Consider the following 19,656-nt stretch of genomic DNA (forward strand, 5'->3'; position numbering starts at 1 on the left):
AACGTAATTTTGCTATTCCTGATGACATACACCATCAAGATAAATATTATATCATATTACATTCAACATGAATACAAATATATAAATTTAAATATAACGGCAATTGCCACCATTCTGGGAATGGATGTAATAATCATATCCGGAAGAGATCTGAATGAATATCATAATAATTACGCAAGGTATACCTCCGCCAGTCCATGCATTATTGCAATCTCGCCACCATATTACGGGAATTGTGGAGGATTCCCCCCGGATCCCCCCCTCAGGATTGAAACGGAGCATCCAAAATATCATTTCAACTCTCAAACCAGGTACCCGTACACTCGCATCACTCTGTCAGGAAAATGCCATCCCCTATTTTTATCTGGATAATAACCAGGAGTCTCTCAGGGAATGGGTACGATCAATAGATCCGGATCTCATCATCATCTATTCAATGTCACACCTGCTGAGGGCAGAGATCATATCCATCCCACCATATGGAGCCATTAACATCCATCCTTCATTATTACCTTCATATCGGGGACCAGATCCTATCTTCTGGATGTATTATACCATGGAGAAGAGAGGAGGCATCACCATTTATTTCATTGACGAAGGAGAGGACACCGGAGATATTATTTATCAGGAGAGTTTTGAGATACCCCCTGGCAGCAACGGGCAGGACCTGCAACATGAGATAGTCGAAAAGATCGGGGTACCACTCCTGTTACAGGCAATCGATGCGATAGAGAGGGGAGATGCACCGAGAATACGGCAGCCTGCAGAAAGCCCAACGATACGGGCGAGATACATCCTTCCAGAAGAGCAGAAGGGGATGATCGACTGGGAAAACTGGGAGATCCAGAGGATCTGGCATTTGATGAGAGGCTGTGCAAAGTGCAAGAAACTTGTTGCACCACCAACAGGTTTGTATACAGGTCAACGATGGAAAATCGGGGAATACAGGATCTGTGATACAACGAATTTGAATAAAGGAGTGGTACTCCAAAAATCCGAGGGATATTGTGTTGCAGGCAGGGATGGGATTATTTATCTTACCATTGATTTTGATATAAAGAAAACAATACACCATTTCTTTGACACCCTCATTCCATAATCTGACGGTATGTTCCACCCATTGCCCCTGAATTCATACCGATTATTCTTCAGTGACAGGTCATATCATCAGATCACTTGTACACACTTCGTAAAATGGAGAAAATCCATTTTTAAAAAATATCCGGGAAGATATACCCGGAACGATTCAGATCGACACTCGGGCCCACAGAGGAACTATTATATAACCACAGTCGATAAAAACAGACATCGATAGGAGATGATGGTATGACTGACGAGAGCAGACCCCCGGAAGAGAAGGAAGGACATAAAGGCACGAGCAGCAGAGGCAGATCCATCCATGACTGGTGGCCGAACCAGTTGAACCTGAAGATTCTTCACCAGCATTCTTCCCTGTCAAATCCGATGGGCAAGGAGTTTAATTACGCTGAGGAGTTCAAAAAACTGGATCTTGCGGCGGTAAAGAAAGATCTCCATGCGCTGATGACCGACTCGCAGGACTGGTGGCCGGCTGACTTCGGCCACTACGGTCCCTTCTTCATCCGCATGGCATGGCATAGTGCAGGCACGTACCGCCTTGGTGACGGCCGCGGCGGTGCTGGAGGCGCCCAGCAACGCTTCCCACCCCTCAGCAGCTGGCCGGACAACGTAAACCTCGACAAGGCACGCCGGCTTCTCTGGCCGATCAAACAAAAGTATGGCAGAAGCATCTCATGGGCAGATCTCATGATCCTTGCGGGAAATGTTGCCCTTGAATCGATGGGTTTTGCAACCTTCGGCTTCGCCGGTGGCCGCGAGGATACCTGGGAGCCGGAAGAGGACGTCTACTGGGGTTCCGAGAGCGAGTGGCTGGATGACAAACGCTACTCCGGCGATCGGGACCTTGAAAATCCGCTCGCTGCCGTGCAGATGGGGTTAATCTATGTCAATCCGGAGGGTCCAAACGGCAACCCGGATCCGGTTGCGGCGGTGAAGGATATCCGCGATACGTTTGCCCGCATGGCCATGAACGATGAAGAGACGGTTGCCCTCATCGCCGGCGGCCACAGCTTCGGAAAATGCCACGGTGCCGGACCCGCATCCCATGTCGGGCCCGAGCCGGAAGCAGCACCCATCGAGGAGCAGGGGCTCGGCTGGAAGAGCAGTTTCGGCACCGGCAAAGGCGGGGACACGATCTCCAGCGGGCTTGAAGTCACCTGGACCAACACGCCAACAAAGTGGAGCAACAACTACCTCCGAATCCTCTTCAACCACGAATGGGAGCTGACAAAGAGCCCGGCAGGTGCGTACCAGTGGAAGCCAAAAGGCGACGCAGGCGCCGGGACAGTTCCGGATGCCCACGACCCGTCAAAAGGTCACCAGCCAACCATGCTGACGACCGATCTTTCCCTGAAGTTCGGCACAGAGTATGAAAAGATTGCCCGGCGATTCCTCGAGAATCCGGATCAGTTCGCAGACGCATTTGCCCGGGCATGGTTCAAACTGACACACCGTGACATGGGTCCGCGCTCACGCTACCTCGGCCCGGAAGTCCCTGCGGAAGAGCTCATCTGGCAGGATCCCATCCCTGCCGTCGATCATGAACTGATCGGTGCAGAGGAGATCGCCACCCTGAAGGAGAAGATCCTGGCATCCGGTCTCTCAGTCTCTGAGCTGGTATCGACCACCTGGGCATCTGCCTCTACCTTCCGTGGCTCCGACAAGCGCGGAGGTGCAAACGGTGCACGCATCCGCCTTTCGCCGCAGAAGGACTGGGAAGTCAACCAGCCTGATCGGCTGGCAAAGGTACTCACGATCCTTGAGGGCATACAAAGCGAGTTCAACAGGGAGCAGAAAGGCGGCATAAAGGTCTCACTGGCGGATCTGATCGTTCTCGCCGGGTGTGCGGGTGTCGAGCAGGCTGCAAAGAATGCCGGCCACACCATACGTGTACCCTTCTCACCGGGGCGTATGGATGCAACAGAGGAGCAGACCGATGCGGACTCCTTCGATGTACTGGAGCCGAAGGCGGACGGGTTCCGCAACTACCAGAAAAGTCGCTATGCCGTATCGGCTGAAGAGTTGCTGGTTGACAGGGCGCAGTTACTGACCCTGACCGCCCCCGAGATGACGGTGCTCGTTGGCGGCATGCGTGTGCTGAACACCAACTTCAAAGAGAATCCGCACGGGGTATTCACAAAAAGACCGGAGACACTCACCAACGACTTCTTTGTAAATCTCCTTGATATGGGCACTGAATGGAAACCGGTACCTGAGAACGCGGACGTCTTTGAAGGGCGCGATCGGAGGACAGGAGATATGAAGTGGACCGGGACACGTGTCGATCTGATCTTCGGCTCAAATTCTCAGCTCCGGGCTCTTGCCGAGGTCTACGCAAGCGCCGACGCAGAGAAGAAGTTTATCCAGGACTTTGTGGCGGCATGGGCGAAGGTTATGGATCTTGATCGCTTCGATCTTGCCTGATATCCTCAAATGATTGGATAATGGGTATTCGGAGAGTGGTGGCAGACACCCCACTCTCTGGTGGAACCATCACCGAACCACACCTTTTTTAGTTCATAGAACAATGGATATTGCTACGATACGGTAATCACCGGTATCACACCTTCCAGAGGGCCTGTAGCTTAGCTGGTTAGAGCGCCCGGCTCATAACCGGGCGGTCATGCGTTCGAATCGCATCAGGCCCATTTCTTATCTCTTCTTCCAGAAGTATTCACCAATCAGCCCACGCCAGCTATGGCGCGCATAAGAAACGCCATAATGTCCATTCAAGAGAGAGGAATGACCATCATCGCATAGAGTGACCTGCTACAAATAAACCTATACCGTGCAATAAATCAAAATTCCTCAACCAGAACAACGCCCTATCCATACGCTGATACTTTATCAGCTTCCGCCACAAGGGACGTTTATGAAGTGTCCGGTCTGTGGTGATGACTGCGTCTCCGATGCATTCGAGATTATCAATAGTATGGAGACGATATTTGCCCCCTGCCCCCGATGCAGGGGAAGACGGCTTGACAAGAAGATCCCCCCACCTGAATACATCCCCCCACCCCCCTGTATCTGCGGGAAACGATTCATCGATGATGTATTTGCCCATATATACCGTATCGGACAGGATGAGGGAGAGATTACAGGAACCGAACCACTGAAAGAGGTTGGAACCCCCCTCATCCATCCGGGAATGGTCCTCAATGAAGCCCCGTACCTTCCACCCCGAACCCTTGTCCTCCTGACCGACCTCTTCTCTGAAAAGACAGCAGAGAGGATCGTCGCTGAGATACCTGAGGTCAGGGGAGTCGTCCTTGACAACCACATCACCCCCGGATTAGCCGATCCAGATACGATGGAACTCCCGGATACCCATACCCTCCTTGCCGGGTGCGATGTCCGGGCGAATATATTCACAACCCAGGTCGGCCCCATCGTCATCTATAAACAGACATCAATGATGCATATTGAATTTCCACGCCCGGTAAACCCGAAGATCCTCACAGTCGATCGGCAGGTCTTCACAAAGAAGCCAAAGACCTTTGTGGATGCCTGTTGCGGCCCCGGCACTCTTGGGATCGTCGCAGCACGCCTGGGAGTCCCGCATATCATCCTGAATGATGCCTGGTACGCCGCCGCCTTCTGGACGGCGTTTAATCTCAAGGTAAACCACGCCTATCTTGGTATCGATGACGTGGAGATCCGTGAAAGCTATCAGGCGATGGCAGAACACGCGGTAAGACGCGAACCCCACCTCGTCGCCACCACACGTGGGGGAATTGCTGTTGAGGTATATCAGGGAGACTACCGCCTTCTCACCCCCCATATACCACAGAAAGATGTACTCACGGTGATCGACTTCTTTGATAAAGCCTCACGGGAGATGGTCGAAGAGGTGATCACCCGCTGGAAGGCAGATAATAAAGGAGATGTATTTATCCCATAACAACCGATTGTTTACGGGAACTAGCCCGGGTGGTTAGACGTCACCTGTGACCCGAAACCGTCGATATGCGGGGGGCGAAGTCTGAGGAAGGCTGAGGCAGCCCTCGGAAAGCAGGTACTTCCGACGTAGAAGCCTCGTCCTGTGAGGTCAACGGACAGGGACCAATCTTCCGGAGGGAAGTGCGGCCTGTTGCCGCAGGGATCGGTTCAGGCCCGGAAGGGAGCAGACTTACTGTGGACGTATGGCGCCCACGGGGAAGCGGGGTGGAGAAGGAAGCCCTGTGGAACGAGGGTATGTGCGGTCGACCGATGACACGTTCCCATTCTCTGATTTCTATGGTGAAAGTAGCGATTATCGGAGCGACAGGGCAGGTTGGATCCTATGCAGCCCATGCAATCTCGCAGATCCCTCAAATCAAGGAGGTTACACTCTTTGGCCGTGATGGGAACCAGCAGTACCTTGAAGGACTCTCCCGGGACCTTGTTGACTCATTTGCAGCCCGAGGAACCAATACAAGGATAAGCTGGAGTTGTGATGAAAAGGATCTCCGTGGATCGGATATCATCATCCTGACATCCGGGGTTGCACGGAAAGCAGACCAGAGCAGGCTTGATCTCGCTGTTGAGAACGGAAAGATAGTTGCCTCCTTTGCCGAAAAGATCGGCAGAACAGCCTCAGAAGCTCTTCTTCTTATCATATCAAACCCCGTCGATATCATGACGGCAGTCGCTTTGAAGTATTCAGGTCTTCCACCACACAGGGTCTTCGGACTTGGGACACATCTCGACTCAATGCGCCTCAAATCCTGTATTGCTGAATTTTTCAATGTGCATGTATCTGAAGTACATACACGGATCATTGGTGAACATGGTGACACAATGGTCCCCCTCTGGTCAGCGACGACGATTGGCGGTATTCAGATTAATAATCTCCCGGCCTTCTCGCACCTTCCAAAAGATAAGATCATGGAACGGGTCAAGACGAGCGGATCCCTGATCATCAGGAGTAAAGGATCAACGGTCTATGGACCTGGAGATGCAATAGCAACGGTCGTCCGGACAATTGTCGAAGATGAGCACCGAATCCTTACCGTCTCCGCCTTCATCAAGAAGGAGGTTCATGACATTGGAAGTGTCTGCATCGGCGTTCCTGCACGTATCACACGCGGTGGTGTCTTTCCTGTACCGATAAAACTGCCCGATGATGAGCTGGAAGCGTTCCGAAACTCCACAGAAACAATTCGGAATGTGACACGGCAGGTCTTTGAAGCACTCGAAGAGAGAGAATAAAAAAAAAGTTAGATCATTCGGCTGAGATCAACAATCTCTGCACGATCTACACCAGGTATATCAAGGAACTGTGACTCGATACCATCTGTTGCACCCTCTTCATCCTGGATGACGGTTGCAACCTTGAGGGCAACGAGGCCAAAGCCGATTGGCTCATCCCTCATATCAGAAACACCTGGAATCTTTTCACGAATCGCTGCTTTTAATGCCTCAATATCCACTTCAGGAGACTCGGGCATTACCCTGAGAATAACTGCGACAGCTCCCATCCTCACGGCCCCTGAAATCCACATTTCTGACAGGCATACGGAATGCTCTGATGTCTGCATCGTGCACACCGGCGTATCAGCTCGGCGCACTCAGGACACTTAAATTCAGTCGCGCCACGCTCAGCGAGCGGAGCGTTACATGACGTGCACTTAACCATTGACATAGTCGGACTCCCTTATATGATTGGGATACCTCGGTTATAATTCCTCTGTCCTGCCAGTGATGATCGTACCTTCCTTTCCCTCACCTGACAATGCTCTTCTGAGTGCTTCAGGGCTCCTTCCATTGATAACAAGAGCACACATCTGATTCCTGAGAATGAACGGGATGAAAGCGGGATCAACGGTATCAGTTACGACCGGAGAAGAGACCTCTGCGAGCATCGCACCCTCCGAGATGACACCATCAACTGATTTAAGGAGAATCAACGGAAGATCGAGGCGCCATGCAACCCATGCAGCAATCGTATCCGAGGTGATATCCCAGGAATGTGGGAAAGGGTCTTCTCTCCTCATCGCGCAGTAGGGCAGAAAGACGGACGACTCATTCACGCGCACGATCCGATCGATTGTCGGAAGTCCATGGGATGCAATATAATGCCCATACTGATCCATCGCAGATATCGCCATCCAGTGAGCAGCATCAGCGTTGGGATCAAGCTGCCGGACAACATCTGCAAAGGCCCCTCCTCCAGGAACGATGAGACAGACGATATTATGATCGGCAAGAACCGGGATCAGTTCCGGGACGAGATCAAGCAGGCTTCCCCCGAGCTTGATGACATATGCAGTCTCCTCCATATACAGGAATGAAACCGGGACGGTAAAAAAGGAGTAGATCAGATCTCTTTCATGCACAAGAGCCTCCTCTCACTCTTGATTCTGCTTCTGCTCATCCCGGCAACCGTATCTGCAGGGATCACCGTCATCGCCTTCTGCCCGGACCCCTACCTCCCCAATGATCCGGACGAGTTCATTGTCCTCTCAGGGCAAGGGGCGCTTGACGGCTGGACTATCAGGGATAATCAGGCAACACTCAGTTTTCCACCAGGGAGAAGAATCGATGGCGATCTTGTCATTGCACGGCAGGCGGAGGCATATAAACTGACCCATGGCACATACCCGGACTTTGAGTGGGAGGAGTCAACGCCGGCAGTTCCAAACGTCATCAGAAATGGACAATTCATCCTTGCAAATGCCGCTGATGAGATCACACTCCATTATCATGATGAGCTGAGGTTTGCAATCACCTGGCCCCAGGACCTCCGGTCCCGCGAAGGGCAGGTTCACCGGATAATTGACGGTGAGTGGAATCCCCGCCCCTTCATGATCGGGCAGAGCGATTTCTCCCCATTACGTGTCGAGGGTGTCTCAGCCACCCTCTTTGTCTCCCCGGACTCTGCATATGAGGTCTTTGAAGAGGCGATCCTCTCGGCAGACCATACGATCCTTATGTCCGTGTATGAGTTTACCCATCCCGGAATTGCAGATCTCATCCAGGATGCCCACAACAGGGGCGTCAATGTGAGGATTCTCCTTGAGGGAGGGCCGGTCGGAGGAGTATCACCCGATCAGACAAACCTCCTCTCAGGACTGAACCGGACAGGCATTCCGGTCGATATGATGGGATCTCCCGGTGGGGAGCGATCCAGGTACCGGTTCCTCCACACCAAGTACCTCATCATCGATGGTGAGTCCGTCATCATCACAAGTGAGAACTTCAAGGAGAGTGGAATTCCGTTTGCAGGTTTTGAAGGAAACAGAGGATGGGGGGTATGGATTCATGATCGCAGATTTGCCGATTATTTCACCATGGTCTATGCAGACGATGCTTTGGGAAGGGACATCACCCCGATCATTCCGGTTGCCACCATAAATGACCCGGAGAGAGACCGCCTCACACCCCGTACATCCCGGTACGCGCCGATCATTATCCATGAAGCGACGGTTATGCCGGTCATCTCGCCCGACACCTCCCACCTCGTCCCGGCAATGATCACTGAAGCAACAACATCAGTTGAGATACAGCAGGCATACATCAGAAACTGGACCCGAAACGATCCGAACCCGTGGCTGGATGAGGCAGTCGCTGCGGCGCACCGGGGGGTTCATGTACGGATTCTTCTTGATGCAAGCTGGTTTAATATCGTTGGAGATAATGACAACGACGAGATGGTCGCGTTCATCAACGCATATGCACAACGGACTGATATCCCCCTCGAGGCACGGCTGATCGATGCCCGCCGTGCCGGGATTACCAAGATCCATACAAAAGGGGTGATCATTGATGGACGGGCAGTCCTGGTATCCAGCATCAACTGGAATGAGAACTCTCCAATGAATAACCGGGAGGCGGGGGTGATCATTGAGCACCCGGAGGCTGCTGCATACTACCTGAGAGTCTTTAACGAAGACTGGAAAAGTGGATACCAAAGCCGGGAGCCTACGCTCATTGAAGGTGACTGGATAAAACCGGCGATCGCCGCCTCGATGCTGATCTTCTTTGCAGGGATCATCATCGGGAGGAGATTCCTTAGATAAAAAAATTTAACGTCGTTCTTTCTTGGCACACCGGCAGATATCACAGATAGTGATGCTGCCGGATCCATCATTCATGACGGTAAAGGCCCATCGATCAAGCATCTCTGCCATATCATCAGAGAGTTCGAGATCTCCGGATCCTCGCTTTCTGCTCAGGTACTGTGATATGGCGGCACGTGAGATCCCAAGACGGCGAGAGACCTCGCTCTGCCTCACACCCTGCTTCTGAACCAGACGGCATACCAGCTCCGCCCTCATACGGGGGAGATAGTTCCGTGCCAGTTCATCACAGAGCATGATGTCGCAGAGCGGTCTCTTCATGCAGTTGCCCTCTGGGGTTCACTCACCCTGCATTCATAGATGATCTGCCGGGCATCCCTGAAGTTAAACTTCTCAAGGATCAAACCCTGATCCTTAAGCCTCTTCAGGGCATACCGCACCGTCCGGGGTGCAAGGCAGCTCTCTTTAACGATATCCTTGTGTGTCATCGAACCACCCTGCTCAAGCAGATGGAGAACCTTCTGTGAGGAGGGAGGTAACAACTCGGGATGCATAGAGATATGTTAACGCTGTTAACATAAGAACCTATCGATTGATAAGAGGTAGGAGTTAAAAGAATCTGTATGGTATACCGGCCTGAAAGAAAAGCTCTCTTCCTCCTTCTTGGATCTCTCCTCATTATCCTTCTTATCCATGCAGGGATCACAGTGACTGGACCAGAAACCTTTTCAGAACCCTTTGATCCAACCCTTTCTGACGGATCAAGGGTCTCAATAGAGGGATCAGTCGAGGAGATCCAAAAGACCCGGTCTGGGGGACATTGGAATGCTGTCGTCTCCGGAACCCGAATATTTATTCCACGGGGAACAGGAGATCCAGGTCTCCGGATAGGAGATCAGGTTACTATCTATGGTATCCTCACAACCTATGAGGGGAAGCGGGAGATCACGGTACAGAATATGCGGGATATTATCAGGTACTGAACTTTTCAGCGGGGTTTGGATTCGAAGATATCCGACTGGTTCTTCCCATCGAATCGAAGCTTTCCAAATTCCTTCTTCCGGGTTGCATCCTTGATCTCGATCTTCTCATCTTTCTTCGTTTTTTTCCCCTCAACCCCGGAACCAGGAGTAGAATCGCCATTATTGATTGTGATACGGGACATAAATGGGGTATTTGCCCCCTCCGGATATAAGAGTGTTGGAGAGGTTATGGGTTCAGAGCCCATCCGGGGGGATCAGCTGTGAATCCAACTGCCCACATCACAACCGTGAAGAGGAAGATCGTCCAGAAGAAGACACCTATCAGGTTCAATCCCCATCCGGACCGGACAAGTGTTCTGATATCGATATAGCCGGTCCCAAATGCGACTGCGTTTGGCGGGGTTGCCACAGGAAGCATGAATGCAAGAGATGCACAGACCGCCGCAGTCATCATCAGCACATAGGGGTGGAGACCCATCGATACGGAGGTGACTGCCATGATCGGCATCATCACAGAGGCGATGGCGGTGTTTGATGATACCTCGGTGAGGAGGGAGACGACAAGTGCAACGATCAGGGCGATGACAACGATCGGGAGGAGATAGAGCATCGAGAACGAGTCAACGATCAGTGTTGCCAGTCCACTCTTGATGAATGCAGCCGAGAGGCAGAGACCACCACCAAAGAGGATCAGAATGCCCCAGGGGATCTTCTCTGCCCATTCCCAGTTCATCGTGAATATACCTTCTCTCCAGTTTACGGGAAGAACAAAGAGGAGGATAGCTGCAAATATCGCAATCCCGGTGTCTGAGATACCGGGGAAGATGATATCAAGACCTGGAACGGTCAGTCCACCAATAACTTTTGTTTTCGCAAATATCCAGGAGAAGGCTGCCAGCAAAAAGACGAAAAGTGTCCACTGCTCTCCCCTGCTCATCGGGCCAAGCTCATCCATCTCCTGTTTGATGACATCCTTCGCCTGGGAGAGTTTCCTTGGGAGATGCCGATATGGCACTTTGATAAGCCAGAGCCAGACGATAGGGATGAGCATTGCTGCAAGGGGAATACCAAACTTCATCCAGGTAAAAAAGTCAATCTCCGGAGCCTCGGGGAAGAGGATCTTCATCTGGGCAATGAAGATACCATTCGGCGGCGATCCGATGATCGTCCCGAGACCACCGATATTGGCTGCATAGGCAACAGCGATGACAAGACAGCCTGCGAAATCACGCTGCTCTTCATTCATCTCATTAAGTTTGGTATTTATCCCCGGCATCACCGTTGCAATAATTGCAATGGCGATTGGAATCATCATCATCGCTGTGGCGGTATTTGATATCCACATCGATAGGAAGGCGGTTGCAACCATGAAACCAAGAATAAGCCTCCGGGGACTGGTTCCAACGATATTGATAATATGAAGGGCGATTCGTCGATGAAGACCCCACCGCTGCATCGACATTGCGATGATAAAACCACCCATAAAGAGGAAGATGACGGGATCCGCGTACGGAGTTGTCGCTTCCCTCACCGTGAGAACCCCAAGGAATGGGAAGAGGACAATGGGAAGAAGTGCGGTAACCTCAAGGGGAATTGCCTCAGTCACCCAGAATATCGCCATCAAGACCGTCACAGCAAGGACATACCGTGCCTCAATGGGGATGAGTGCCGGATCTATCGGTACCAGCAGTAATATAAAAAAAGCCAGTAAACCGATTGCTTTCCCGATCTCTTTCTTCATTCCTTCACTGTATTGAAGTCAGAGGATATTAGCATTCCTTTTTGTTTTACCATCATTACAAAGAGACGTAAAAGAGGAAAGATACCACTACGTGAGTTTTTTCAAGAGAAAAAATGAGAGATTTATTTCCCTTTTTTGAGCTTTTCAAGAGATTTAAGAACCGATTTGCGGACCCGTTCACTCTCATCCCCTTCTGCAGAAAGCAGGGCGTCTTCCGCGGCATCACCCCCGATCTCTCCAAGAGCCCATGCAGCCTTCTCCCGGACCAGCCGATCGGGATCTCTGGCGAGAAGAGTGGCAAGTGACTCCACGGCTTCTGGATCAGCAATCCCACCAAGCCCTTCAGCTGCACCGATCCGTTGCCATTTATCATCATCATCGAGCATCGAAATCAGGTGGGGAACGGCCTCGGGATCTCCAAGCCTGCCAAGCGATTTTGCAGCGATCCAGCTGACATCAACATGGGGATCAGAGAGTGCTTCAATGAGAGGGCCGACAGCCCGCTGATCACCTTCTTCCCCAAGAGCTTCCGCAGCCCGCCATCGATAATTCAGTGTTCCTTCACGAAGAAGTGTTATCAGATGAAAGAAGAGCTCATCCTTCCTAACAGTACTATTCACACGTTCAACCACCATACACACCTACGCCGCATACGACACAGGGTATCATAAATGTGCTGATCGCGATCCTCTTATACCCCGACCTCACGATCAAACGTGTGTAAGGCACTTCCTCCGGGGAGACAACGGTTATTATGCACATATCTACGGGCTGTCTATCAACCAGCCTATCGCACTCCGCTCTGAACCAACCCGGATCAGAGAGATGGAAGGGCAAACCAATGACTTTAGTCGTTGGTAGTTGATATGATACTCATATGGAGACCAAGAGAGGTGAAGAGTGCCGCACCTTTGCGGTAACGCCGGGTGAGAAGATCGATATTCTCGAGCTTGAAGAGCTTGGTAGGCGATATAATATTGTCATTTACCTGTACTTCGAGGATGAGCTCGCCAGAAAAGTATCAATCTCCGACGATCTCGCCACATATAAAGACGTTCCTGAATATGAACGCCCCTTTATCCGGCTTGAGTCATTTATATCTTTTGCAGGCAGTCAGGATCCAGGGTTTCGGGATAAGCTCTCAGAACTCCCGCTGATCCTTGAGGTCATCGCCTGTGGCGAAGCAGTCATTGAGGGTGAAGAGCGCCGGTATATCACCACACTGATGCCATTTCTTGACGAGATGGACGCCCTTGAAATCTGAGGGAAACAGGTACGCGGATGGTTCTCATCCGGAAAAGTGCCGCCCTGCGAGAGCGGCAGCATATATCCCTGCACCCACAAGGATGATCATCGCTCCTGAAGGGAGATCGAGGGAGTACGAAAGGATGATCCCGGTAAAAACCGTTCCAATCCCGATCAGAACAGCCGCCCCCATCATCGACGGGAGCGTCCGGGTGAACAATCGTGCGGTTGCCGCAGGCAGTGTCAGAAGAGCGATGACAAGGATGATCCCAACGACTGATATGAGAAGAACGACTGTACCGGCAATCAGAAGAAAGAGCAGAAGGGTGAGCCCGCCGACCGGGAGCCCCATAATCTCTGCATACTCCTCATCAAAAGTGACCGCCGCCAGCTGATTGAAGAAGATCGAGACGACTGTCAGGATCAGCAGAAGAAGCAACCCCATCATCAGGAGATCCTGATAAGGGACGAGGAGAATGTTTCCAAAGAGATAACTGAAGAGATCCGGGGCATATCCAGGTGTAAGGGCGATGAAGATGACACCTGTTGCCATACCGGTTGCCCAGAGTGCACCAGTTATGGTATCAGTCTCCTGAAGCTCATGGGTCTTGAGATACCAGATCGCAACCGCTGCACCCACGGTAAAGAGAAAAGCGCCAAGAAGCGGATCGATCCCAAGGAAGTAGCCAAGACCGACTCCTCCGAATGCAGCATGAGAGATCCCTCCACTCGTTGCAACCATCCTTCTGACGATGACAAAACTTCCGGTGATCCCACAGGCGATTGCTGCTATTATTCCGGCGATGATCGCATTCTGGAAGAAGCCATACCCCAGTATCTCAAACATCATCATGCTCCCTGAGTACCCGGTGCGGCACCCCATGGGCGATGAGATCAACAGGGCAGCCATAGACAGATATGAGCATATCATCGGTTATCATCGCGTCACCATGGGTGTAAAGACGACGGTTTAAGCATGCGATCCGGTTCACTCTCCCGGATATCGCACCAATATCATGCGTGACGATGATCACCGTCATCTCGTCAAGAAGAGTGGCGATAAGACTGAAGAACTGTTCTTCAGTCGGGGCATCGACATAAACGGTCGGCTCATCAAGGATAAGAAGTCGTGGCTCTCCTGCAAGTGCCCTGGCAATGATCACACGCTGCTGCTGGCCGCCGGAGAGTGTCGAGATAGGAAGATCCCCGACTCCGAAGAGGCCGACCATTCCGAGCGCCCGCTCTGCCGCCTCATGATCCTCATCCCGGTACCTCCTGAAGAGACCCGGAATATGGGAGAGACGCCCCTGCATTACCATTTCGGTAACTGTGATCGGATAGGAGAAATCAAAGGTATGAAACTGGGGAACATACCCAACCATCCGCCTTCCTTCACCAGGGGAATGGCCAAAGATGGATATTCTCCCTGACGAGAGGGGGAGAAGGCCGAGAAGAGCCTTGAGGAGGGTGGTCTTTCCCCCGCCATTCGGCCCGATGACTGCGGCAAAATCATGTTCCCATACCTCCCAGGATACGCAGTCAAGAACGAGATTCTGCCCATACCGGACAGAGACATCCTCCATCAGAAGTGCTGCCGTCACCTCATCGCCTCTTCAAGAGATTCAGCCACATGAACGAAGTTGCTCAGATAGCCTTCTGCAAGGGGATTGATCACGATCACCATCGCGTCTGCCTCTGCTGCGATCACCTCCGCGGTCTTCTGTGAGAACTGTGGTTCTACAAAGATGATGGGGATCTCATCCTCACGGGCAATCCTGACAATCTCTGCAATATCGCGTGCTGTCGGTTCTTTCCCCCCGACGAAGACGGCGATCTGTTCCAGACCATACTCTCTGGCAAAGTACCCCCAGGCATCATGGGTAACGATGAAGCGCCTGATACGGAGATCCGTCAGGTCCTCCCGGAGCCGGGTATCGGTCTCCATGATCGCCTGATGATACTCTGCAAGGTTCTCCCGATAGAATGCCTCACCATCCGGATCCAGCATGATAAGCGATTCCGCGATCGATTCGGCCATAACCCCCCCGTTCACCGGAGATAACCAGATATGTGGATCATATCCCGCATCCCCATGATCCTGGCCGCAATCATGGTGATCATCCATCAGAATCAGATCGATGCCATGAGAGAGATCAACGATTCGCAGGCGGTGATTTTGTGAGGAGAGGCGTCCGACAAGCTGATCCTCAAATGGAAAGAGGCCTTCACCAACCCTGAAGAAGATATCGGAACGTGATATCCTGCTGATCAGGCCGGGTCCCGGCTCAAAGGTATGGGGCTCAGAACCCGGAGGAACAACGACCGTCACCGAGACGCGATCCCCTCCGATCACCTCAACCATCTCTTTCAGGGGAGGGATAGTGACCGCGACCTGGAGTACACCATCCGAAGAGACGGTATCATTCCGGATGCATCCCGAAGAGAAAGATGCGATAAGAACGAGCAGAAGCATCAGGAGTGTCGTCCTCATCATCGATCACTCCGGGATACCGCAGATCTCATCATGATCAATACGGCCACAGACCGACATTGTCGGGTGACCACATGATGCACAGATCCGGTTTATCGCCTCACGCGAGACATAGTATTCAAATTTTTTCACTTCAGCACAGGCTTCACCAGGGGTGAAACCATAGTGAGAGAAGAGAAGGGAGAGAATTTTATGGCGCCTTTCAAGAAATTGAGCCATTTTATATCCATTCTCTGTCAGGATGGCTTCAGAGTACGGCTCGTGAACAAGAAGACCGGCTTCTGCAAGATCCTTGATCACCTTCGTCCCGGTTGATGGGGATACGCCAAAGGATCGCGCAATATCCATCGTTGTTACACGACCTCCTGCCTCCAGAATGAACTTCAGATACTCTGCTCTTCCGGGTGTTATCTCAAATTCATCGAGAGATGACATACCCTGAACAGCATTCTTCAGATTATATAATTTTCGGTTACCGACACTTCTTTTTTTCCAGCGATGATCATCTCTTTGTAGTATGACGCCAGAGGAGTCGATCAGAGGGAGCATGATGACAGGGAAGCGTATCTTTCAGAAGCCGGTCGTGGTTGTAAGCCGTTGTATCGAGTTTGATCATGTGCGGTATAATGGAGACATGATCACAAGCCATGCGGTCTCGTCGATGAAGCCACATATCACCTTCATTCCGATCTGCCCGGAAGTTGAGATCGGGCTTGGCATCCCCAGGGATACGATCAGGATCGTTCTGACAGAAGAGGGAGAGAGGCTGATACAGCCATCCACCGAACGGGATCTCACCGATGAGATGTCCACCTTCTGCTCATCATTTCTTGATAGCCTGCCCACTGTGGATGGATTCATCATGAAGAATAAATCACCGACCTCCGGGATCTCAGAGGTGAAGAGATACCCATCTGCAGGGAAATCCGCACCCATCGGAAAAGGGCCGGGTTTCTTCGGCAGAATGATACTGGATCGGTACACGGACTACCCCATCGAGGATGAAGGGAGGATACGGAACCGGAGGATCCGGGAGCACTTTCTCACCCGTATCTTCTGCCTTGCTGATCTCCGTGCCGCAGAAGAGAAGGGGACGATGCAGGCGATCATCAGGTTCCATACAGAGAATAAGCTCCTCTTCATGGCATACAGCCAGCCGATGCTCCGAAAGCTTGGAGCCATCGTGGGAAACAGGGAGCGGCAGCCGGCTGCTGATATCTTCAGTCAGTACAGACCGATACTCCTTTCAGGAATGCGGAGGGCTCCCCGTTTTACCTCTGAAATAAATGTCGCCCTCCATTCTTTCGGACATCTGAAGAAGAGCATCTCCCGGGACGAGAAGGCTTTCTTCCTTGATGAACTTGAGTCATACCGACAGGGAAGAGCGCCACTATCCGGACTGAAGACCCTCCTCCGGGCATGGATTCTGAGAAGCGGCACCCCGGAACTGGCAGAGCAGACATGGTTTGCCCCCTACCCGGATCCGTTGATGACCCTTGAGCCTGAGGATACCGAACGCGGGCGTGATATGGAGGTCACCTGATGAGATCACCCAACAGGTAATGATACCGATGGCCGGTGATCCGGACCCGTTGGGCACTCCCTATTTCCAGAGGTTCGCTGATGATGATCGGCCGGTAGGAACGGTCACGGGTGGTGACAGTCCCTTCTTTGACAACCTCCGTCACCACCACATCCATCTCCTTACCGATGAAGGATGTATAGATCTCATCAAAGATCCCGCGTGCAACAGCGGTAGCCTGCCGTGATCGATCCTTCTTGAACCGGTCCGGCATATCATACCATGATGCTGCAGGAGTACCCGGCCGGGCAGAGTACCTGGTAATATTGATCTTCTCCGGCCGGATCACCCGGAGGAGATCGATCGTCTCAGAAAAATCCTCCTCGGTCTCACCGGGAAATCCACAGATGATATCGGTTGAGATCCGTGCATTTGGAAATTCCTTTCGTATCATCTCTGCGATACAGATGATGTCGTCCCGTGTATACCGCCGCCCCATCCTCCGGAGGACGGTATCTGACCCGGACTGCACCGGGATATGAAAAAATGAGAAGATACGTTCATCCCTGCATGTGCTGAGAAGACGATCAAGGACAGGGCGGAGGGTATCCGGGTTCATCATCCCTATCCTTACCGCAAAGGACCCTGGCACTGCACAAATTGCATTGAGGAGATCCCCGAGGTCCGATCCGAGATCCATGCCCCAGGCAGATATATCCTGTGCCGTCAGCTGCACCTCCACCGCGCCGCATGCAACCCTCCCCTTCAGTTGCCGGATCACCTCTTCCATCGGATAACTCAGAAGAGGACCGCGTGCCTTCCTTGTGATACAGTATGTACAATGGCCGGTGCATCCCCGGGCGATCTGGATCACTGCCACCCGCCCGTCAGGCTGGGTCCCGGCAGACTGATAATGAGCATGAATCGTATCCGGATCAATCACGATACCACCACAAGCGGGGTCGATCTTCGGGAGGCATCCGGTGACATAGACCTCCTGCCCTGCGAGGAGGGAGAGGCGCTGCCGCATCTCCCGTTCGGTCTTCTCGACAACGATACAGGTATTGACAACGATTGTATCTGCTTCTTCTGCCGATGCGACGATCTCACATCCCTGCCCTCTCAGGATGACCGCTATCTTCTCAGAATCACCGGCATTGTATGTACACCCGTAGGTCTCAATATACACCCGTCTCTTCTCTATCTGGCGAATCGGATCTGGTAAAGCCATTGCTGATACCCAAAAAGATGGGGTTTGCAGAAAGAAGAAACCACTCATCAGAGCAGATTCATGAGACCGGGGCGGCTGGACTATCCTGTGGGGAGATACTTTAAGCGATCCCGGAATAGTATGCCCATATGAATGGCTCAGATCGAGACGTACTGAAACGAATCGCGGTGATCCGAAGCTATGGCCATTCCCTGAGCGTTGATAGAGAACATGATGAACAGGTAAAGAAGAATGCCCTCCTCCTCTTCGATGGGCTTCGTCCTCTTCATGCTCTCGGGGAGGATGCACGGTTTCTCCTTGCAGCAGCCGCACTCCTCCACGATATCGGCTGGAGCCAGGGGCCAGAGGCGCATCATAAGAGCAGCCAGCGATTGATCATGGAAGATCACTCCCTGCCTCTGGATGAGAGGGAGCGGACGATAATCGGTCTTCTCGCACGATACCATAGAAAAGCGTTCCCTTCAATGAAGCACAGAGGCTTTGCCGACCAAAACGATGAGGACAGATCTCGTATCGGGATGCTCGCCTCCATCCTCAGGATCGCAGATGGACTTGACCGGACACACCGGTCACTTGTAAAGGATATCCGCGTCACCATCACCGGAGACAGGGTAACCATCAGCTGTTCATCTGATCAGGGAGGAGATGCCGAATGGTACTATGGGACCCGGAAAGCAGATCTCTTCACCAGGATCTTCGGCAGAGAGGTCGCCATCGAGTGGATTGTGGAGGATTAACGGGAGAGCCGCCCCGCAAGCCGTTCAAGCCATGATTTCCGGAGCTCACGTTCACGGAGATCCTCTTCCAGCTCCCGGATCTGTGACCATAAGGTCCGAAGATCTCTGCGCTGACTCTCCACCTCCTCCCTGAGGAGAGAGATCTCCCGGATGATCCGTTCGGTATCAGCCGTCATTCCATCCCGGACAACACCTATCTTCTGATCAATACGGGTGACTGCGTCACTGGTCCGCCGAAGAGAGATAAGAGCCTCATCGCCAAGCTCCGGGGAAGGGGAAGGCGGGGGGCTGGATACGGATTTTTCAGAACTCTCATCCATGGATGCGGCAATATCCCCAAGAGAACGCCCTCCTTTGAGAACCGAGATGATAGGGGCACGGCTGAGTCCCTGTGCTGAGAGATCTGCTATCACCCTGAATTTTCTGACTGCGGACTGGTCATAAAGCCTGACCTTTCCAATGGTTGTATATGCAAGATATTCGTCGTACTCATCAGCATACTGCCTGATGAGATCCTCGGGGAGGGAGAGGAGGGCTGCCATCTCTGCTATACGAATTTTTTCTTCTTTCATCACGCGATCACTCTGGTAATGATACTAGGAAAGTCT

The 19,656-nt window shown here is 52.1% G+C and carries 24 protein-coding genes, 1 tRNA gene and 1 other RNA gene; 12 read left to right on the plus strand and 14 right to left on the minus strand.

The genetic code is table 11. The annotated features are described in order from the left end of the window. Positions 1-21: 21 nt before the first annotated feature. The 7 genes from RJ53_RS11705 (at position 22) to RJ53_RS08500 (ending at position 6,288) form a co-directional block, all read left to right on the plus strand. On the plus strand, positions 22-372 hold the full coding sequence (locus RJ53_RS11705; RefSeq protein WP_246496058.1) for a hypothetical protein: 351 nt from the start codon (positions 22-24) through the stop codon (positions 370-372). Further along, positions 269-1,099, plus strand: a complete 831-nt coding sequence (locus RJ53_RS08475; RefSeq protein WP_246496056.1) for a methionyl-tRNA formyltransferase — start codon at positions 269-271, stop codon at positions 1,097-1,099. The genes RJ53_RS11705 and RJ53_RS08475 overlap by 104 nt, the downstream gene beginning before the upstream one ends. A gap of 227 nt (positions 1,100-1,326) precedes the next feature. Continuing rightward, positions 1,327-3,522 (plus strand): catalase/peroxidase HPI, encoded by a 2,196-nt coding sequence (gene katG, locus RJ53_RS08480; RefSeq protein ID WP_211531192.1) that lies wholly within the window; start codon positions 1,327-1,329, stop codon positions 3,520-3,522. Between the two features lie 150 nt (positions 3,523-3,672). Beyond that, a tRNA-Ile gene (locus RJ53_RS08485) sits at positions 3,673-3,746 on the plus strand. Between the two features lie 224 nt (positions 3,747-3,970). Further along, a complete protein-coding gene (locus RJ53_RS08490) occupies positions 3,971-4,999 on the plus strand; it encodes a hypothetical protein (protein ID WP_211531193.1) in 1,029 nt (342 codons plus the stop codon). Between the two features lie 13 nt (positions 5,000-5,012). Next, positions 5,013-5,322: signal recognition particle sRNA (gene ffs, locus RJ53_RS08495), an RNA gene on the plus strand. Positions 5,323-5,334: 12 nt separating this feature from the next. Beyond that, complete coding sequence (locus RJ53_RS08500) at positions 5,335-6,288, plus strand: malate dehydrogenase (RefSeq protein ID WP_211531194.1); 954 nt, start codon at positions 5,335-5,337, stop codon at positions 6,286-6,288. An 8-nt stretch (positions 6,289-6,296) separates the two neighbouring features. Here RJ53_RS08500 and RJ53_RS08505 read toward each other — a convergent pair whose 3' ends face one another. Genes RJ53_RS08505 through RJ53_RS08515 form a run of 3 tightly spaced genes read right to left on the minus strand, consistent with a single transcriptional unit; the run spans position 6,297 to position 7,415 of the window. Further along, positions 6,297-6,557 carry an elongation factor 1-beta gene (locus RJ53_RS08505; RefSeq protein WP_211531195.1) on the minus strand — a complete coding sequence of 87 codons (261 nt, stop codon included), beginning with the start codon at positions 6,555-6,557 and terminating at the stop codon, positions 6,297-6,299. A 2-nt stretch (positions 6,558-6,559) separates the two neighbouring features. Continuing rightward, a complete protein-coding gene (locus RJ53_RS08510; protein WP_211531196.1) occupies positions 6,560-6,721 on the minus strand; it encodes a zinc finger domain-containing protein in 162 nt (53 codons plus the stop codon). Positions 6,722-6,755: 34 nt separating this feature from the next. Then, positions 6,756-7,415 carry a uridylate kinase gene (locus RJ53_RS08515; RefSeq protein ID WP_343221869.1) on the minus strand — a complete coding sequence of 220 codons (660 nt, stop codon included), beginning with the start codon at positions 7,413-7,415 and terminating at the stop codon, positions 6,756-6,758. On the opposite strand from RJ53_RS08515, the gene RJ53_RS08520 reads away from it, so the two are divergent. Beyond that, a complete protein-coding gene (locus tag RJ53_RS08520) occupies positions 7,410-9,098 on the plus strand; it encodes a phospholipase D-like domain-containing protein (RefSeq protein WP_211531197.1) in 1,689 nt (562 codons plus the stop codon). The genes RJ53_RS08515 and RJ53_RS08520 overlap by 6 nt on opposite strands. Positions 9,099-9,104: 6 nt before the next feature. On the opposite strand, the gene RJ53_RS08525 is transcribed toward RJ53_RS08520, so the two are convergent. Both RJ53_RS08525 and RJ53_RS08530 read right to left on the minus strand, forming a co-directional pair. Next, complete coding sequence (locus tag RJ53_RS08525) at positions 9,105-9,419, minus strand: transcriptional regulator (RefSeq protein WP_211531198.1); 315 nt, start codon at positions 9,417-9,419, stop codon at positions 9,105-9,107. After that, the gene (locus RJ53_RS08530; RefSeq protein ID WP_211531199.1) at positions 9,416-9,652 is read right to left on the minus strand and encodes a winged helix-turn-helix transcriptional regulator; all 237 of its coding nucleotides are present in this window, start codon (positions 9,650-9,652) and stop codon (positions 9,416-9,418) included. Before RJ53_RS08530 ends, RJ53_RS08525 begins: the two co-directional genes overlap by 4 nt. A gap of 69 nt (positions 9,653-9,721) precedes the next feature. Between RJ53_RS08530 and RJ53_RS08535 the strand changes: the two genes are divergently transcribed. Then, positions 9,722-10,081: a hypothetical protein gene (locus RJ53_RS08535; RefSeq protein WP_211531200.1), complete on the plus strand. Its 360-nt coding sequence runs from the start codon at positions 9,722-9,724 to the stop codon at positions 10,079-10,081. Between the two features lie 5 nt (positions 10,082-10,086). On the opposite strand, the gene RJ53_RS08540 is transcribed toward RJ53_RS08535, so the two are convergent. The 3 genes from RJ53_RS08540 to RJ53_RS08550 form a co-directional block, all read right to left on the minus strand. Further along, positions 10,087-10,263, minus strand: coding sequence for a hypothetical protein (locus RJ53_RS08540; RefSeq protein WP_211531201.1), 177 nt, complete (start codon positions 10,261-10,263; stop codon positions 10,087-10,089). Between the two features lie 44 nt (positions 10,264-10,307). Beyond that, complete coding sequence (locus RJ53_RS08545; RefSeq protein WP_211531202.1) at positions 10,308-11,822, minus strand: SLC13 family permease; 1,515 nt, start codon at positions 11,820-11,822, stop codon at positions 10,308-10,310. Between the two features lie 122 nt (positions 11,823-11,944). After that, complete coding sequence (locus RJ53_RS08550) at positions 11,945-12,442, minus strand: HEAT repeat domain-containing protein (RefSeq protein WP_211531203.1); 498 nt, start codon at positions 12,440-12,442, stop codon at positions 11,945-11,947. A 257-nt stretch (positions 12,443-12,699) separates the two neighbouring features. Here RJ53_RS08550 and RJ53_RS08555 point away from each other — a divergent pair, with 257 nt between their 5' ends. Then, the gene (locus tag RJ53_RS08555; RefSeq protein WP_211531204.1) at positions 12,700-13,086 is read left to right on the plus strand and encodes a hypothetical protein; all 387 of its coding nucleotides are present in this window, start codon (positions 12,700-12,702) and stop codon (positions 13,084-13,086) included. Positions 13,087-13,110: 24 nt separating this feature from the next. Here the strand turns inward: RJ53_RS08555 and RJ53_RS08560 are convergent, their stop codons facing one another. The 4 genes from RJ53_RS08560 to RJ53_RS08575 are packed head-to-tail and all read right to left on the minus strand — an operon-like array spanning position 13,111 to position 15,993. Next, a complete protein-coding gene (locus RJ53_RS08560) occupies positions 13,111-13,914 on the minus strand; it encodes a metal ABC transporter permease (protein ID WP_211531205.1) in 804 nt (267 codons plus the stop codon). After that, positions 13,907-14,668, minus strand: a complete 762-nt coding sequence (locus tag RJ53_RS08565) for a metal ABC transporter ATP-binding protein (RefSeq protein WP_343221870.1) — start codon at positions 14,666-14,668, stop codon at positions 13,907-13,909. The genes RJ53_RS08560 and RJ53_RS08565 overlap by 8 nt, the downstream gene beginning before the upstream one ends. After that, positions 14,665-15,561 (minus strand): metal ABC transporter solute-binding protein, Zn/Mn family, encoded by an 897-nt coding sequence (locus RJ53_RS08570; protein WP_211531206.1) that lies wholly within the window; start codon positions 15,559-15,561, stop codon positions 14,665-14,667. Before RJ53_RS08570 ends, RJ53_RS08565 begins: the two co-directional genes overlap by 4 nt. A gap of 3 nt (positions 15,562-15,564) precedes the next feature. After that, positions 15,565-15,993, minus strand: a complete 429-nt coding sequence (locus tag RJ53_RS08575; RefSeq protein ID WP_211531207.1) for a metal-dependent transcriptional regulator — start codon at positions 15,991-15,993, stop codon at positions 15,565-15,567. An 82-nt stretch (positions 15,994-16,075) separates the two neighbouring features. Here RJ53_RS08575 and RJ53_RS08580 point away from each other — a divergent pair, with 82 nt between their 5' ends. Further along, positions 16,076-17,101, plus strand: a complete 1,026-nt coding sequence (locus tag RJ53_RS08580) for a YbgA family protein (RefSeq protein WP_246496052.1) — start codon at positions 16,076-16,078, stop codon at positions 17,099-17,101. Here RJ53_RS08580 and RJ53_RS08585 read toward each other — a convergent pair. Next, on the minus strand, positions 17,094-18,311 hold the full coding sequence (locus RJ53_RS08585) for a tRNA (N(6)-L-threonylcarbamoyladenosine(37)-C(2))-methylthiotransferase (RefSeq protein WP_211531208.1): 1,218 nt from the start codon (positions 18,309-18,311) through the stop codon (positions 17,094-17,096). The genes RJ53_RS08580 and RJ53_RS08585 overlap by 8 nt on opposite strands. Positions 18,312-18,439: 128 nt before the next feature. Here RJ53_RS08585 and RJ53_RS08590 point away from each other — a divergent pair, with 128 nt between their 5' ends. Continuing rightward, the gene (locus RJ53_RS08590; RefSeq protein WP_211531209.1) at positions 18,440-19,048 is read left to right on the plus strand and encodes an HD domain-containing protein; all 609 of its coding nucleotides are present in this window, start codon (positions 18,440-18,442) and stop codon (positions 19,046-19,048) included. Here RJ53_RS08590 and RJ53_RS08595 read toward each other — a convergent pair. Then, on the minus strand, positions 19,045-19,620 hold the full coding sequence (locus RJ53_RS08595; protein ID WP_211531210.1) for a MerR family transcriptional regulator: 576 nt from the start codon (positions 19,618-19,620) through the stop codon (positions 19,045-19,047). The two genes, RJ53_RS08590 and RJ53_RS08595, sit on opposite strands and share 4 nt — an antisense overlap. Positions 19,621-19,656 lie beyond the last annotated feature (36 nt).

The organism is Methanocalculus chunghsingensis (assembly GCF_018132105.1).
GTDB classification, from domain to species: Archaea; Halobacteriota; Methanomicrobia; order Methanomicrobiales; family Methanocorpusculaceae; genus Methanocalculus; species Methanocalculus chunghsingensis.

Bases quoted from the DNA above. Each gene is read 5' to 3' on its own strand.
- RJ53_RS11705 (WP_246496058.1), top strand. From the start codon at position 22: ATGACATACACCATCAAGATAAATATTATATCATATTACATTCAACAT.
- katG (WP_211531192.1), top strand. From the start codon at position 1,327: ATGACTGACGAGAGCAGACCCCCGGAAGAGAAGGAAGGACATAAAGGC.
- RJ53_RS08490 (WP_211531193.1), top strand. From the start codon at position 3,971: ATGAAGTGTCCGGTCTGTGGTGATGACTGCGTCTCCGATGCATTCGAG.
- RJ53_RS08500 (WP_211531194.1), top strand. From the start codon at position 5,335: ATGGTGAAAGTAGCGATTATCGGAGCGACAGGGCAGGTTGGATCCTAT.
- RJ53_RS08505 (WP_211531195.1), bottom strand. From the start codon at position 6,557: ATGGGAGCTGTCGCAGTTATTCTCAGGGTAATGCCCGAGTCTCCTGAA.
- RJ53_RS08510 (WP_211531196.1), bottom strand. From the start codon at position 6,721: ATGTCAATGGTTAAGTGCACGTCATGTAACGCTCCGCTCGCTGAGCGT.
- RJ53_RS08520 (WP_211531197.1), top strand. From the start codon at position 7,410: ATGCACAAGAGCCTCCTCTCACTCTTGATTCTGCTTCTGCTCATCCCG.
- RJ53_RS08525 (WP_211531198.1), bottom strand. From the start codon at position 9,419: ATGAAGAGACCGCTCTGCGACATCATGCTCTGTGATGAACTGGCACGG.
- RJ53_RS08530 (WP_211531199.1), bottom strand. From the start codon at position 9,652: ATGCATCCCGAGTTGTTACCTCCCTCCTCACAGAAGGTTCTCCATCTG.
- RJ53_RS08535 (WP_211531200.1), top strand. From the start codon at position 9,722: ATGGTATACCGGCCTGAAAGAAAAGCTCTCTTCCTCCTTCTTGGATCT.
- RJ53_RS08540 (WP_211531201.1), bottom strand. From the start codon at position 10,263: ATGTCCCGTATCACAATCAATAATGGCGATTCTACTCCTGGTTCCGGG.
- RJ53_RS08545 (WP_211531202.1), bottom strand. From the start codon at position 11,822: ATGAAGAAAGAGATCGGGAAAGCAATCGGTTTACTGGCTTTTTTTATA.
- RJ53_RS08555 (WP_211531204.1), top strand. From the start codon at position 12,700: ATGGAGACCAAGAGAGGTGAAGAGTGCCGCACCTTTGCGGTAACGCCG.
- RJ53_RS08560 (WP_211531205.1), bottom strand. From the start codon at position 13,914: ATGTTTGAGATACTGGGGTATGGCTTCTTCCAGAATGCGATCATCGCC.
- RJ53_RS08570 (WP_211531206.1), bottom strand. From the start codon at position 15,561: ATGATGAGGACGACACTCCTGATGCTTCTGCTCGTTCTTATCGCATCT.
- RJ53_RS08575 (WP_211531207.1), bottom strand. From the start codon at position 15,993: ATGTCATCTCTCGATGAATTTGAGATAACACCCGGAAGAGCAGAGTAT.
- RJ53_RS08580 (WP_246496052.1), top strand. From the start codon at position 16,076: ATGACGCCAGAGGAGTCGATCAGAGGGAGCATGATGACAGGGAAGCGT.
- RJ53_RS08585 (WP_211531208.1), bottom strand. From the start codon at position 18,311: ATGGCTTTACCAGATCCGATTCGCCAGATAGAGAAGAGACGGGTGTAT.
- RJ53_RS08590 (WP_211531209.1), top strand. From the start codon at position 18,440: ATGAATGGCTCAGATCGAGACGTACTGAAACGAATCGCGGTGATCCGA.
- RJ53_RS08595 (WP_211531210.1), bottom strand. From the start codon at position 19,620: ATGAAAGAAGAAAAAATTCGTATAGCAGAGATGGCAGCCCTCCTCTCC.